At 68.9% G+C, this 12,466-nt stretch carries 16 protein-coding genes and 1 tRNA gene; 8 read left to right on the forward strand and 9 right to left on the reverse strand.

The features are described 5' to 3' along the window. Positions 1-75 (reverse strand) — tRNA-Asn (locus C0461_RS10875). An 85-nt stretch (positions 76-160) separates the two neighbouring features. Continuing rightward, entirely contained in the window at positions 161-937 is a 777-nt protein-coding gene (locus C0461_RS10880) for an Ig-like domain-containing protein (protein WP_292106789.1), read from the reverse strand. Positions 938-1,017: 80 nt separating this feature from the next. Here C0461_RS10880 and C0461_RS10885 point away from each other — a divergent pair, with 80 nt between their 5' ends. Both C0461_RS10885 and C0461_RS10890 read left to right on the forward strand, forming a co-directional pair. Further along, positions 1,018-1,623 carry a TIGR00730 family Rossman fold protein gene (locus C0461_RS10885; protein ID WP_292106793.1) on the forward strand — a complete coding sequence of 202 codons (606 nt, stop codon included), beginning with the start codon at positions 1,018-1,020 and terminating at the stop codon, positions 1,621-1,623. A gap of 128 nt (positions 1,624-1,751) precedes the next feature. Then, the gene (locus tag C0461_RS10890; RefSeq protein ID WP_292106794.1) at positions 1,752-2,054 is read left to right on the forward strand and encodes a hypothetical protein; all 303 of its coding nucleotides are present in this window, start codon (positions 1,752-1,754) and stop codon (positions 2,052-2,054) included. Positions 2,055-2,242: 188 nt separating this feature from the next. Here C0461_RS10890 and gltX read toward each other — a convergent pair whose 3' ends face one another. Beyond that, on the reverse strand, positions 2,243-3,577 hold the full coding sequence (gene gltX / locus C0461_RS10895) for a glutamate--tRNA ligase (protein WP_292106796.1): 1,335 nt from the start codon (positions 3,575-3,577) through the stop codon (positions 2,243-2,245). A gap of 145 nt (positions 3,578-3,722) precedes the next feature. On the opposite strand from gltX, the gene C0461_RS10900 reads away from it, so the two are divergent. Continuing rightward, positions 3,723-4,100, forward strand: a complete 378-nt coding sequence (locus C0461_RS10900; RefSeq protein ID WP_292106800.1) for a VOC family protein — start codon at positions 3,723-3,725, stop codon at positions 4,098-4,100. A gap of 27 nt (positions 4,101-4,127) precedes the next feature. Here the strand turns inward: C0461_RS10900 and C0461_RS10905 are convergent, their stop codons facing one another. From C0461_RS10905 to C0461_RS10915, 3 genes are all read right to left on the reverse strand, one after another. Further along, positions 4,128-4,985, reverse strand: coding sequence for an alpha/beta hydrolase-fold protein (locus tag C0461_RS10905; RefSeq protein WP_292106803.1), 858 nt, complete (start codon positions 4,983-4,985; stop codon positions 4,128-4,130). A gap of 1 nt (position 4,986) precedes the next feature. Then, positions 4,987-5,418 (reverse strand): RNA polymerase-binding protein DksA, encoded by a 432-nt coding sequence (gene dksA / locus C0461_RS10910; RefSeq protein ID WP_045319308.1) that lies wholly within the window; start codon positions 5,416-5,418, stop codon positions 4,987-4,989. A 166-nt stretch (positions 5,419-5,584) separates the two neighbouring features. Beyond that, a complete protein-coding gene (locus tag C0461_RS10915) occupies positions 5,585-6,007 on the reverse strand; it encodes a flagellar assembly protein FliX (protein WP_292106806.1) in 423 nt (140 codons plus the stop codon). A gap of 193 nt (positions 6,008-6,200) precedes the next feature. Here C0461_RS10915 and C0461_RS10920 point away from each other — a divergent pair, with 193 nt between their 5' ends. The 4 genes from C0461_RS10920 to C0461_RS10935 all read left to right on the forward strand — a co-directional run bounded on the left by C0461_RS10920 (position 6,201) and on the right by C0461_RS10935 (position 9,763). Continuing rightward, positions 6,201-7,310, forward strand: coding sequence for a flagellar basal body P-ring protein FlgI (locus C0461_RS10920; RefSeq protein ID WP_292106807.1), 1,110 nt, complete (start codon positions 6,201-6,203; stop codon positions 7,308-7,310). Positions 7,311-7,318: 8 nt separating this feature from the next. Next, positions 7,319-7,645, forward strand: coding sequence for a rod-binding protein (locus C0461_RS10925; RefSeq protein WP_292106808.1), 327 nt, complete (start codon positions 7,319-7,321; stop codon positions 7,643-7,645). Further along, the gene (locus C0461_RS10930; RefSeq protein WP_292106809.1) at positions 7,642-8,067 is read left to right on the forward strand and encodes a flagellar basal-body protein FlbY; all 426 of its coding nucleotides are present in this window, start codon (positions 7,642-7,644) and stop codon (positions 8,065-8,067) included. Before C0461_RS10925 ends, C0461_RS10930 begins: the two co-directional genes overlap by 4 nt. 97 nt (positions 8,068-8,164) lie before the next feature. Then, positions 8,165-9,763: an EAL domain-containing protein gene (locus tag C0461_RS10935; protein ID WP_292106812.1), complete on the forward strand. Its 1,599-nt coding sequence runs from the start codon at positions 8,165-8,167 to the stop codon at positions 9,761-9,763. Here the strand turns inward: C0461_RS10935 and C0461_RS10940 are convergent. From C0461_RS10940 to C0461_RS10950, 3 genes are read right to left on the reverse strand one after another with little or no spacing between them, the layout of a single operon-like run. Then, positions 9,760-10,206 carry a hypothetical protein gene (locus tag C0461_RS10940; RefSeq protein ID WP_292106814.1) on the reverse strand — a complete coding sequence of 149 codons (447 nt, stop codon included), beginning with the start codon at positions 10,204-10,206 and terminating at the stop codon, positions 9,760-9,762. The genes C0461_RS10935 and C0461_RS10940 overlap by 4 nt on opposite strands. Before the next feature lie 14 nt (positions 10,207-10,220). Then, on the reverse strand, positions 10,221-11,843 hold the full coding sequence (locus tag C0461_RS10945; protein WP_292106817.1) for an ABC-F family ATP-binding cassette domain-containing protein: 1,623 nt from the start codon (positions 11,841-11,843) through the stop codon (positions 10,221-10,223). Continuing rightward, positions 11,809-11,940: a hypothetical protein gene (locus C0461_RS10950; protein ID WP_292106820.1), complete on the reverse strand. Its 132-nt coding sequence runs from the start codon at positions 11,938-11,940 to the stop codon at positions 11,809-11,811. The genes C0461_RS10945 and C0461_RS10950 overlap by 35 nt, the downstream gene beginning before the upstream one ends. Before the next feature lie 46 nt (positions 11,941-11,986). Here C0461_RS10950 and C0461_RS10955 point away from each other — a divergent pair. Continuing rightward, positions 11,987-12,466: chromate transporter (locus C0461_RS10955; protein WP_292106822.1), on the forward strand; the 480-nt coding region annotated here is incomplete at its 3' end.

The raw sequence follows: 12,466 nt of genomic DNA on the forward strand, positions 1-12,466 counted from the left end.
TGGCTCCGCGGGTAGGATTCGAACCTACGACCAGCCGATTAACAGTCGGCTGCTCTACCACTGAGCTACCGCGGACCAGTTCGCTCGGGAGGCGCGGCTATAGCAGCGTGTTCACGGGCGATGCAAGCCGGGCGAAGGGGAAAATGACGCAACGTCGGCGTCAGTCGTCATCGCTCCCCGCAATCACTATCCAGCTGCTCTGAAAGCCCCCGCCCGGCGTGGGCCAGTCAATGCGGGTGGCGACGGCTGAACCGCTCACACCCAGCTCCGTCGGAGGCGCCGTCAGGGTCAGCAGCACATCCTGACTTCGTTCACCGGCCTCGACGCGAAAACGGCGCGGCCCCGGAGGCGTCGAGGCGAACCGCGCCACATAACGGCCCGTCTGATCCACGCTCACGGTCTGGGCCGGCCGATCGTCCAGGCTGACACGAACCTGTTGGCCCGGCAACGCCGCGCCCGAGACGAGGACGGCCGAGCCGTCATAATCGACACCCGACAACAGACCCGCGTGACTCAGCGGGGTCACCGCCGCGCCGGGCGCCAGCACCGCAGCCACCGCCGCCGGCCCCCGTGTGACGGCCAGCCACTCGCCCGCCCGGGCCTGGCTGCCGCGGCTCTGGATTTCCGCATGGTGCAGATTGACGGCCACGGGCGTGGCCAGGCGAAGACTGAAGACCCCGTCATGGCCGGCGGTGGCGGCGACCGAGACGCCGGCCATGTCCGTCAGCACGATCCGGTCGCCGGGGCCGGCGGCTCCGGTCAGGGTCACGCCGTCCGGCTCGAACGCGGCGGTCTCGAGCCGGGCCGGCGCGGCCCAGCTGGTCTGCATCTGACCCGACTGCCGGGTGTCGGCCTCCGGTTGGTCACCGCAAGCGGTCAGGAGGATCACGGTTGCGGCGCCGGCGCCGGCCCTGAACACGGCAATCAGTCGTTTCATCCGCGCGTTCCCGCCTGTATGGCTTCCGGTCCCAAAATCGCAACCGCGTTCTTCCTGTCGCCGCAATCGCCGAGACGTCAATGCCCGAAGGCCCCCTGCCCCACGATCTGAAGCCCGTCCGCTCTGTCTGCCTGTTCTGCGGCTCCTCTGATTCCGCCGATCCGGAGTACGTGGTCTGGGCTGCGGATCTGGGCCGCGCGCTGGCCCGTGAAGGCATCCGGCTGGTCTATGGCGGCGGCGGGGTAGGCCTGATGGGCGCCTCGGCCCGGGCGGCGCATGAGGCCGGCGGCGAGGTGCTGGGGATCATGCCCCTGTTCCTGCGCAGCCGCGAGCGCCTGTTCGAGGAGGTGGAGACTCTTGTGGTGCCCTCCATGCACCAGCGCAAGCAGCTCATGTACGACGAGTCCGACGCCTTCGTGGTGGCGCCCGGCGGCGTGGGGACGCTGGAGGAAGTGGTGGAGATCCTGTCGTGGAAGCGGCTCGACCTCCACGACAAGCCGGTGATCTTCCTGAATCAGAACGGGTTCTGGGAAAGCCTGTTCGCCCTGATGCGCCATACGGTGGACGAGGGCATGACCCCGGGCCTGTTTCTGGAGGCATGGGAAGTCTGCAACACCGTGGACGAGGTGATGGCGGCGCTCAAGCGTGCGCATGAAGCGCCTCGATTGCGCCATGATCGTCGATAACTTATCAACGATCATAATTGCGGTCCGTGTGGGTTGCGATAGACAACTCGCCTTGACAGTTTCGATTAAAGACTGACACATGGCGCCGTGGGGCGTGAAGCGCGCCCCGATATCATCGGAGACCTCCCATGCGTGCTCTCATCGCCCTCGCCGTCCTGGCTCTCGCCGTTCCCGCGGCGGCTCAAACGCCCGCCACCAGCCTCACCCTGGCCGACGCCTCATTGGCGCCCTCGGGCCGCGTCATCATCGACGGCGCCAGCTGGTCGTGCGACGAAACCGGCGCCTGCGAAGCGCGGGGCGGAACGAACCAGCCCGCCGACCGCGCCTGCCGCCGCGTGGTGGCGCGCCTCGGCGCCGTCACCACCTTCTCGTGGAAGGGCCAGACCCTGAACGAACAGCAACTCGCCGCCTGCAACGCCTCGGCGGGCTAAACTGAAACGCTCCCTCTCCCCTTGCGAGAGAGGGTTGCGCGCAGCGGGATGCGAAGCAGACCGCTTCGTCGCCCGCAGGGTGAGGGCGACGGCGGCTCAGCAATAGCGCTCGACCAGTGCAGCTGACCCGCCCCCTCATCCGGCCGCTCACGCGGCCACCTTCTCCCACGAGGGGAGAAGGGAAGCGGCTACGCCGTCTCGCCCTTCAGCCGCCGCACGATGCGGTCGCGGTCGATCAGGGGCAGCAGGGCGGCCATGTCGGGGCCGTGCTCCATGCCGGTCACCGCCTGACGCAGGGGCATGAACAGGGCCTTGCCCTTGGCGCCCGTCGCCTCCTTCACCGCACCGGTCCAGACGCTCCAGCCGTCGGCGCCGATCTCCGCCGGAAGCACCTGCAGCGCCGCCGCCGCGAAGGCCGGGTCGGCGATGACCGGCGTGACCGGCCCGGTCACGAGTCGGGCGAAATCCTTCACATCGGCGAACTTGCCCAGGTTCGGGCGCACCGCGTCCCAGAACCCCTGCCCCAGATCACAGTCCATGGCGACCAGACGCGCCCGGGCGTCATCATAGGCGATGCCGTGCAGGGACTGGGCGTTCAGACGATCCAGATCGGCGGTGTCGTAGCGCGCGGGCGAACGGCCCATCTTGGAGAAGGCGAAGGACTGGCCCAGCGCCTCCACCGAGGCCGCGACCTCCAGCGGGTCGGACGTGCCGATGCGGCCCAGGTGGCTGGTGATGGCGATGGGCTCATAGCCATGGTCGCGCATGTCGGCGATGGACAGCGACCCCAGCCGCTTGGACAGGGCCGCGCCGTCGGCGCCGACCAGCAGCGGCATGTGGGCGAAGCCCGGGGCGTCGGCCCCCAGCGCCTCGAAGATCTCGATCTGGGCGCCGGTGTTGGTGACGTGGTCCTCACCCCGGATCACGTGGGTGATCTTCATGTCGATGTCGTCCACCACCGACGGCAGGGTGTAGAGGAACAGGCCGTCCTCGCGGATCAGCACCGGGTCGGACATGGAGGCGGTATCCACCTCGGCATGGCCCCGTGCCAGATCCTCCCAGGCCACGCGCTTGCCCTCCAGCCTGAAGCGCCAGTGCGGGCGGCGGCCCTCGGCCTCCAGCTTCGCCCTGTCCTCGTCGGTCAGCTCCAGCGCGGCGCGGTCGTAGATGGGCGGGAGGCCGCGCGACAGCTGCACCTTGCGGCGGCGGTCCAGCTCGTCCGACGTCTCGTAGCAGGGATACAGCCGTCCGGCGGCCTTGAGGCGCGCGGCGGCCTCCTCGTAGCGGTCGAAGCGCTGCGACTGGTTGTAGCGTTCATCCCAGGTCAGGCCGAGCCACTGCAGGTCGGTCTCGATGCCGGTCTCGAATTCCTTCGTCGACCGCTCCAGGTCCGTGTCGTCGATGCGCAGCACGAAGGCGCCGCCCTGCCCCTTGGCGAACAACCAGTTGACCAGAGCGGTGCGCACGTTGCCCACGTGCAGGCGTCCCGTGGGGGACGGCGCGAAACGAACCTTGACGGACATGGAATTCAGACCTTGCAGAGAAGGCGCACAGGTCGGTCAGCGGGGGCCGGAAGTCAAGGTGGGCCTTGGGGGCCGGCGCCGCTGCACGCCTTTCACGACGGACCGGGAAGCGGGAACAATCCGGGTTACGCCGAATTCCATCGCCATGCTTCATCACGTCTCTCTCGGCGCGACAGACCTCAAGCGGGCGCGGGCCTTCTATGATCCCGTCATGGAGGCGCTCGGTCTCCGGCTCACCTTCGAGAGTGACGAGGCGATCGGGTATGGCGCCGGGATTACGGTGTTCAGCCTCAATCTTCCTGCAAACGGCGGGCAGGCTTCTGCGGGAAATGGCGTGCACATTGCGTTCGAGGTGGAGCAGCGCGCTGTGGTGGACGCATTCTATCGTGCGGCGATGGCCCAGGGGGGGTCGGACGACGGGGCGCCCGGTCTTCGACCCGAATACGACGCCAACTACTACGCCGCCTTCGTCCGCGATCCCGACGGCAACAAGATCGAGGCGCTGACCTTCCTGGCCGCCTGACCGATTACCGGTCGGAGGCGTTGATCCCTAATCGCCCGCTTCGCTCTCCTGCCCGAACAGCCACAGCATGCCCGCCCGATAGGCGTCGGGAGCGTTGGCGGCGTGGGTGCCGTCCTCGATGCGGACCGGGTGCAGGCGCCATGGGCGCGCTGTCTGGCGGTCCCAGTGTTCGAGCCACTGAACGGCCTCGGCCTGAAGGTCCGGACGGTCGCGCGTGCCGCTGGTCACCACTACCCCGAGATCGGGGCGCGTCGCTTCTGCTGCAGGCTCCAGCAGGGAGTCGATTCCGGGCGTGATCGAGGGATTGCTGGCGATGCGGCCCCAGAAGAGGTCCGGGTCCGTGACGGCGGAATAGAGCACGAAGGCGCCGCCGCGCGACTGGCCGAACAGCACGCGGCGGCCGGGATCCGAGCGGTAACTCGCCTCGATGCGCGGGAGCAACTCGGCCTTCAGGAAGCGCTGGAACGCCTCGGCTCCCGCCTGTCGGGCGCCGTCGCCGGGAGACTGGAAGTCGATGTTGCGCCGGTTCACCGCCGGATCGAAACCGCCATAGGCGATACCCACCACCAGCGCCTCGGGCAGTCGTTCGTCGTAATGCAGAAACAGGTGGTTCGCCGCCAGGATCGGGAACAGGGAGTCGCCGTCGGTCAGATAGACCGTGGGGTAGCGCACATCCGCGGCGGGGTCGTAGCCCTCGGGATAGCGGACATAGATGTGATAGGGCCGCCCGGTCGCGTCGGAGTCGATGCGGAAATAGTCGCCGCGCAGGGCGGGCAGGTGATCCAGCGGCGTGACGGCGTAGTCAGGGGCCTGGGCCCGACCGGAGGCGCCGGTCAGCGACAGGATCAGAACGGCCAGGACAGCGATCAGCCCCGGCGCGCGCATGTCAGTCGTCCCGGTGAACGCGCTCGCGGCGCTCGTGACGCTCCTGCGCCTCGACGCTCAGGGTCGCGGTGGGGCGGGCTTCCAGACGGCCCAGGCCGATGGGCTCGCCCGTTTCCTCGCAATAGCCGTAGGAGCCGTCCTCGATCCGGCGCAGGGCCTCGTCGATCTTGGAGATCAGCTTGCGCTGGCGGTCGCGGGTGCGCAGCTCCAGCGCCCGGTCGGACTCCGAAGACGCCCGATCCACCAGATCGGGGTGGTTCTCGGTCTCGGCCTTCAGGTTCACCACAGTGCCCTTGGACTCGCGAAGGATATCATCCTTCCAGTCCATCAGCTTCTGCTTGAAATAGGCCAGCTGCCGTTCATTCATGAACGGCTCGTCGTCAGATGGCCGATAGGCCGACTGTCCGGCTGTCATGGTCGCGGTTGCGGTCATCATCACAAACTCACGCTCGCTCCGAGCGCCCCCCTGCGAAGCGAGTGGACGTATATGGCCCGCGACGAGTCGCCGCAACGGCGTTCTCGCATCCGTGATGGAAAAATCATCATGCGGGCGAAATTCACCGCCTCATCAGGGAAATCCCTGAATACGGACAGCTATTTCAGAGGCTCCGGCGCATGTCCGCCTTGGCCAGTTCCACCGCGGCGCGCAGATCGATCTGATCCAGCACCGCATCAAGACCCGGGTCGGCGCAATCGGGACGTTCCTCACGCACCGCCCGGGCCAGGGTGTTGAGCACCCCCACGCCGTCCTGCCCGGCCAGCATCATCAGCTTGAGTTCGTCCAGCCGGTCCAGCAGTCCGCCGCCCCGGCGCATGGCCCGGCGCCGGCGCTCGGTGGCGTCCTCGACCCCCTGCAGCGCCATCAGGGCCGAGACTCCGGCGACGCCCCCGGCAGCAGAGGCGGCGGATGCGGCCCCCGGCCCGGACGCGCCGCCGGACGGCAGGCTGAACCCGCCTCCGGAGGTGCGGGATGTGCGGCTGGACGGGGTCGAGGTCGTGCCCGAGGGACCGGTGACCTTCATGGACGAGCGCTCCTGAACCTGGCGCGGATTAACACGGAGGCACCATCAGGGCGTTCGGGTCACCGTTTGGTTAACGGCCCGGCAGCATTTGCCCGGCGGGTGAAAGTTCCGCCTCTCCGCTCTCTGTTTTTGCTGCATTTTCTGGTGGCACGCATCTGGCATCGCGCCTGCCGAACAGTATTGGAATTCACCCATGCGTCTGATCGCCCGTATCGCCGCCCTCGCCCTCGCCGCCGTGGCTGTCGGCTGGAACGCGCCCGTCATGGCCCAGTCCCGCATCAAGGACATCGCCTCGGTCGAGGGCGTGCGCACCAATCAGCTGGTGGGCTACGGCCTGGTGGTGGGCCTGAACGGCACCGGCGACTCCCTGCGCAACTCGCCCATGACGCGCCAGTCGCTGGAGGCGATGATGGAGCGGCTGGGCGTCAACATCCGCGACGCCAACGCCAACACCAAGAACATCGCGGCGGTCATGGTCACCGCCGACCTGCCCTCCTTCGCCACGGCGGGCTCGCGCATCGACATCAACGTCTCGGCCATGGGCGACGCCAAGAGCCTTCTGGGCGGCACCCTGCTGGTCACCAGCCTTCAGGGGGCCGACGGCCAGGTCTATGCGGTGGCCCAGGGCACCGTGCAGACCGGCTCGGTTTCCGCCGGAGGCGCGTCGGGCTCCTCGATCACGCGCGGCGTGCCCACCTCGGGCCGCATCGCCGGCGGGGCCAGCGTCGAGCTCGAGACCGGCTTCTCCCTGGCCTCCATGAGCGAGCTGCGGCTGAACCTGCGCAATCCGGATTTCACCACCGCCCAGCGCGTGGCCCAGGCGATCAATCTGGCCTATCCGGGCACGGCCTTCGCCGACAACGGCGCGGTCATCACCCTGCGCCCGCCCCCCCAGCTGGGCGCCGCCGGCTTCATCAGCCGCATCGAGAACCTGCCCGTGAGCGTGGACAGCCCCGCCCGGGTCATCATCGACGAGGTCAACGGGGTGATCGTCATGGGCGACGCAGTGCGCGTCTCCACCGTGGCCATCGCCCAGGGCAACCTGACCGTCTCCATCCAGGAGCGCCCCTTCGCCAGCCAGCCCGCGCCGTTCAGCGACGGTGAAACGGTGGTGCTGCCCGATACCGAGGTGACCATCGAGGAGGAGCGCGGCCGCCAGATGCGCATCGTCGGCGGCGACACCTCCCTGTCCACCCTGGTCAACGGACTGAACGCCCTGGGGGTCAGCCCGCGCGACATGATCTCCATCCTGCAGGCCATCCGCGCTGCGGGAGCCCTGCAGGCCGAAATCGAGGTGATGTGATGACCCCCATGGCCCCTTCCGTCGACATGCTGCGCGGCGCCCCCTCGCCGACGGCCTTGTCCGGCGCCGACGCAGCCCGCATCCGCCAGACGGCCCAGGACTTCGAGGCCACCTTCCTGGCCCAGATGCTGCGGCCCATGTTCGAGGGCCTGTCCACCGAGGTGCCCTTCGGCGGCGGCCATGCGGAAGAGACCTGGCGCGGCTTCATGATCGACGAGATGGGCAAGCAGATCAGCCGCGCTGGCGGCATCGGCCTCGCCGACCAGGTCATGGCCGGGATGATCCGCATGCAGTCGGGACAAGCCATAGTCCCCAGCGAAGGAGACGCCGCATGACCCCGACCGAAAACGCCACCCACCTGACCGCCCTGACCGAACGCCTGACCGAGCGCCTGTCCGAAGAAACCCGCTGCTTCGAGGCCCGTCGTCCCCAGGACGTGGCCGCCGGGATCGCCGAGACCCAGGAGATGGCCAACCTCTATCGCCGCGAGACGGCGCGGGTGAAGGCGGATCGCCGGCTGCTGGAGGACCTGCCGACCGCCGAGCGGGACGCCCTGATCGCCGCGACCCAGGCCTTCGAGGCGGTTCTGGCGCGCCACAACCGGGCGCTGGAAGCCGCCAAGACCATTACCGAAGGTCTGGTGCAGGCCATCGCCCAGGAAGTCGCCGCCGCGCGGGCCCAGGGCGCGGGCTATGGCGCGGGCGGCAGGGCGGCAGGCGTGGACGGCCGCGCCGTGACCCTGAACCGCAAAGCCTAGACCGAGATCGATTCAGCGAAATGCGGGGCGCCGTTTCGGCGGTGCATTAACCGCTGGCATTCTGCGCTTGTTTACGACTAACGGCGATGCTGGCGGCATGTCGCTGACTCGCAACCTTCTAGGCATGGCCTTCGCATCCGCCGACCTGCTTGCGGAGGTCGACGAGAATGGTCGCATTGTGCTGGCCCTCGGCGCAGCGCCGGACGGGGTCGACACCGAGAGCCTGAAGGGGCGGCTGCTTGCGGATCTGTTCACCGCCGCATCCGGCGTGGACGTCGCCGAGGCGCTCGCTTCGCGGACACAGGGCCGCACAACGCTTCCGGTGCAGATGCAGTGGGGCGACGCAAGGATCCGCAACGCGGACCTCAAACTGTTCGGCATGCCGGAGCTGGCCCCACATTGCTCGTGCGCCATCATCTACCGCAGTGCAGCTGTCCTTGCGGCGGCGGAGGTTGCTGAAGGCCCTCCGCCGCCCCTGGTCGACGGAGACGGCCTGATCCAGAAGGTGCTCACCGCCTTCGAAGGCCTGAGCGTGCAACAGCGCAGCGTGCTGTCCTTCACCTTCGTGGATCTGCCGGGCGTCGAATCCCATACCGCCGGACCCGACGGAAAGGCGCTTATGGCCGCCCTCTGCAAACTACTGCAGTCGGCATCCTGGAACGGCGCCAGCGCCGCGCGTCTGAGCGAGGAAAGGTACGCCCTCCTCGGCCAGCCTCCGGCCGTGGACGATCTGGGAGAGGATCTGGAACGGCTGCTGGAAGAGCACGGCGCCGAGGTGACGCCGCGCACCTTGTTAGCCCCGGTGCCGCCCGCCGCCGATCCCCTGCCGACGCTGCGGGCCCTTCGCATGGCGCTGGACGGCTTCCTGAAGAAGGGCGCCGACGGCGAGCCCCAGTTGACCTTCGCCGCCGCCCTGATGCGCACCATGAAGGATGGCGAGCGGCTGCGGGCCGTCATCCGCGAGCGTGCCTTCGACCTGCATTACCAGCCGATCGTCGACCTCGGCACGGGCGCGGTGCACCATTTCGAGGCCCTGACGCGGTTTTCGCAGAACGCCAGCCCCGCTCGCGCCGTCCGCATGGCCGAGGAGCTGGCGCTGGTCACTGATCTTGATCTGGGCGTGGTCGAAAAAGCCGTGCGCAAGATGAAGTCGCCAGGCGGCGGCCTGCTGCGCATCGCGGTCAACGCGTCGGGCGCTTCTCTGGGGTCGGACACCTATGTCCAGGCGGTGCTCTCCATGACCGAGGGGCAGACGGACCTGCGGCGCCGCTTGATGATCGAGGTCACCGAAACCGCCACCCTCAACGACATGGCGGCGGCGGAACGGCGGCTGAAGACGCTGCGGGCCGCGGGCATCCAGATCTGCATCGACGACTTCGGCGCGGGCAGCGCCTCGTTCGACTATCTGAGGTCGCTGTCGGTGGATGTGGTGAAGATCGACGGCCTGTTCGTGCGCGGACTGGGCGAGGAGGGGCGCGAGCGCACGCTGATCCGCCACCTGGTCGAGCTTTGCGACGATCTGGACATCGCCACCATCGCCGAAATGGTCGAGACCGAAGATGTGGCCGAAGCACTGCGAGGGCTCGGGGTGAAATACGCGCAAGGGTACCTGTACGGCCGCCCCGAAAAGGAGCCGCGCACCCGGACCGGGCAGATGTCGGCGAGGCGCGCCGGCGTCATGGAAGGCTGGGGCTAGCCGGCTCCGTTTCGCCGTCGCGGCGGTCGGGGCCGCAGGGGCTCGGCCAGCAGGGCGCAGGCCAGGGACGAGATGGCGCCGATCAGCATGATCCCGGCCACGTCCGCGCCGTCAGGCCGGCTGGTGGGATAGCCGGTGTTCAGGAAGACCAGATTGAGCGCGCTGGCCGCGGCGCCCAGCACAACCGCGCCGGCGACCCATAATCTGCCGTCCCGGAGGCGCGGCGATGTCAGGGCCGCGCCCAAGCCGGTGGCGAGCGCGGGCAGAAATCCCGCCAGATATCCCAGCAGGGCGGCGTATATGGGCGTGGTCAGATAGGCGGCGCGCCAGGGCTCCGACGGCGAGGTCAGCACCTCCACGATCCACAGGAGCCCGAACACAAATCCGCCGATCAGCGGTCCCGCTCCGGCGAAGACCAGCACCACGCCGAGGGCGCGCGCCATGAACTCCCGATCCCTCATGGTCGCGAAGAAGACCCTCCGACTCGGGCGCCGGGCAACGCCAGGGTGCGGGTTATCCCCACCTGTTCCAGGAAGACCGCATCGTGGCTGACCACCGTCAGAGCCCCGTCATAGGCGTTCAGCGCCGCCTCCACCGCCGCGACGGAGTCCAGATCCAGATGGTTCGTCGGCTCATCGAGAATCAGTAGTTGGGGTGGCCGGGCGCCGGTCATGACGCAGGCAAGGGCGGCGCGCAGACGCTCGCCGCCTGACAGGGTTTCGGCGACGCGCTCGGCCTCCGCATTGCGGAACAGGAACCGGGCCAGGGCGGCGCGGGCGTCGTTGGGCGACCCATCAGGGTTCAGCCGCAGCCAGGCCTCGATCAGGGTTTCGTCCGGTTTCAGGAGGGCCGCGTCCTGATCCAGCAGAGCCGCGGAAACCGGGCGGCGCACCTCACCGGCGTCCGGTTCAAGCGCTCCCGCCATCAGCTTCAGCAAGGTCGTCTTGCCTGCGCCGTTCGGCCCCGTGACCGCGAGCCGTTCGGGCCCGGTGAGGCGCAGCGAGACGGGGCCGAGGGTCCTTCTCTCCGCCTTGCTGTCCTCCGCAGCGGGAAAGGCGAAGCGGACCTCCTTCATCTCCAGCACGGTCTTCCCGAACGCCAGACCTGTGGACGGCATGGGGATGGACAACAGACGCGCGCGCTCGACCCGCTCGCGGGCCGCCGCCAGATCAGCCTCGGCCCGGGCGGACTCCCGCACCGCCAGGCGGTTGTTCCGGGCGCCTGAATTCTCGGCGCTCTCTGCCCGCATGCCCAGCAGGATCTTCGGCATATCGCCCTTCATGCCCTTGCGGCGTCCGGCCCTGTCGCGCCGGGCCTGAGCTTCCGCGCGGCGCCGGGCGTCGGCCGTCGCGCGGGCGGCGTCGGTTTCCGCGGCGGCGAGGGTGCGCGCCGCCGCCGCGCGCTCGGCGGCCTTTCGGTCGGCGTAGAGCTCCCAGTTCCCGCCATAGGTGGCCGCGCCAAGGCTGGACAGTTCAACGATCCGATCCATCCGGCCCAGCAGGTCGCGGTCATGACTGACCGCCACGGCGCCGCCTTCCCACCGCTCCAGCACCCCGGCGATCAGGGCCCGGCCTCCGGCGTCCATGTGGTTGGTGGGTTCGTCCAGCAGGATCAAATCGGGCCGGGCCAGCAGCAGGCTCGCCAGCCGCAGGCGCGTCTGTTCGCCGCCGCTGAGGCTGGGGGTCAGGCGGTGCAGGTCGAGACCGGACAGGCCGACCTGACCCAGCGCGTCGTTCAGCCGCTCGTCCAGCGTCCAGTCCGCCTCGCCCAGATCCGCGACCGAGCCCTCGCCCGCCAGCGCCCGCCGAAGCACCGCCAGCGGACCGGCGACGCCCAGAGTGTCGGCGATGGTCTCACCGGGCGCGGGGTCATGCCTCTGGTCCAGCACGCCGATCGTCCCGGCGCGCGACACCGCGCCCTCGGCCGGCGGCTGCGTTCCGGCGATCAGGCGAAGCAGGGTGGACTTGCCCACGCCGTTGCGCCCCACCAGTCCGGTGCGCTCACGGCCGAAGGCCAGGGTCAGATTGTCGAAGAGGGTAGTTCCGTCAGGCGTTCGGGCGGCGACGCTGTCGAGCGTCACGAATGCGGACGGGTACAGGTTTGGGGCGAAGCGCGACATAGCCGATGACCAGCGAGAGGGCGGAAAGGGCGAAACCGATTTCCAGCGCGCTGATCATGGTCGTGTCTCCTTCTGAAGGCCGAAGATTGGAATATAGGTACGAAATGTCCGGTTCGCCAAGTCAGGTTCCGCTTCACGACCTCGTCAGGGCCTTCGGCCGTGTCGGGCTGATCAGCTTCGGCGGGCCCGCAGGCCAGATCGCCCTCATGCACAGGGTGGTGGTCGAAGAACGCCAATGGCTGGGCGAGGGCCAGTATCTGCGGGCGTTGAACTTCTGCACCCTGCTGCCGGGCCCCGAGGCCCAGCAATTGGCCACCTATGTGGGCTGGCGCCTTCACGGGGTGGCCGGGGGACTGATCGCGGGCGGGCTGTTCGTCCTGCCCGGCGCGGCGGTGATCCTGGCCCTGTCGATCCTGTACGCCTATGCGGCGGACCTTTCCTGGGTCCAGGGCGCGTTCTTCGGGGTCAAGGCCGCCGTGCTGGCCATCATCCTGCAGGCGCTGGTCCGCCTCGCCCGGCGCGCGCTGGACACGGGGCTGAAGCGCGGGCTGGCGCTCGCGGCGTTCGGCCTGCTGTTCCTGTTC

The organism is Brevundimonas sp., assembly GCF_013823285.1.
In the GTDB taxonomy this organism is placed as follows: domain Bacteria; phylum Pseudomonadota; class Alphaproteobacteria; order Caulobacterales; family Caulobacteraceae; genus Brevundimonas.

Coding starts and splice junctions, on each gene's coding strand:
- C0461_RS10950 (WP_292106820.1), bottom strand. CDS start 11,940: ATGATCAGCGCGCTGGAAATCGGTTTCGCCCTTTCCGCCCTCTCGCTG.
- C0461_RS10925 (WP_292106808.1), top strand. CDS start 7,319: ATGGCCCCTTCCGTCGACATGCTGCGCGGCGCCCCCTCGCCGACGGCC.
- C0461_RS10930 (WP_292106809.1), top strand. CDS start 7,642: ATGACCCCGACCGAAAACGCCACCCACCTGACCGCCCTGACCGAACGC.
- C0461_RS10920 (WP_292106807.1), top strand. CDS start 6,201: ATGCGTCTGATCGCCCGTATCGCCGCCCTCGCCCTCGCCGCCGTGGCT.
- C0461_RS10905 (WP_292106803.1), bottom strand. CDS start 4,985: ATGCGCGCGCCGGGGCTGATCGCTGTCCTGGCCGTTCTGATCCTGTCG.
- C0461_RS10900 (WP_292106800.1), top strand. CDS start 3,723: ATGCTTCATCACGTCTCTCTCGGCGCGACAGACCTCAAGCGGGCGCGG.
- C0461_RS10885 (WP_292106793.1), top strand. CDS start 1,018: ATGCCCGAAGGCCCCCTGCCCCACGATCTGAAGCCCGTCCGCTCTGTC.
- C0461_RS10915 (WP_292106806.1), bottom strand. CDS start 6,007: ATGAAGGTCACCGGTCCCTCGGGCACGACCTCGACCCCGTCCAGCCGC.
- dksA (WP_045319308.1), bottom strand. CDS start 5,418: ATGACCGCAACCGCGACCATGACAGCCGGACAGTCGGCCTATCGGCCA.
- C0461_RS10890 (WP_292106794.1), top strand. CDS start 1,752: ATGCGTGCTCTCATCGCCCTCGCCGTCCTGGCTCTCGCCGTTCCCGCG.
- C0461_RS10935 (WP_292106812.1), top strand. CDS start 8,165: ATGTCGCTGACTCGCAACCTTCTAGGCATGGCCTTCGCATCCGCCGAC.
- gltX (WP_292106796.1), bottom strand. CDS start 3,577: ATGTCCGTCAAGGTTCGTTTCGCGCCGTCCCCCACGGGACGCCTGCAC.
- C0461_RS10880 (WP_292106789.1), bottom strand. CDS start 937: ATGAAACGACTGATTGCCGTGTTCAGGGCCGGCGCCGGCGCCGCAACC.
- C0461_RS10940 (WP_292106814.1), bottom strand. CDS start 10,206: ATGGCGCGCGCCCTCGGCGTGGTGCTGGTCTTCGCCGGAGCGGGACCG.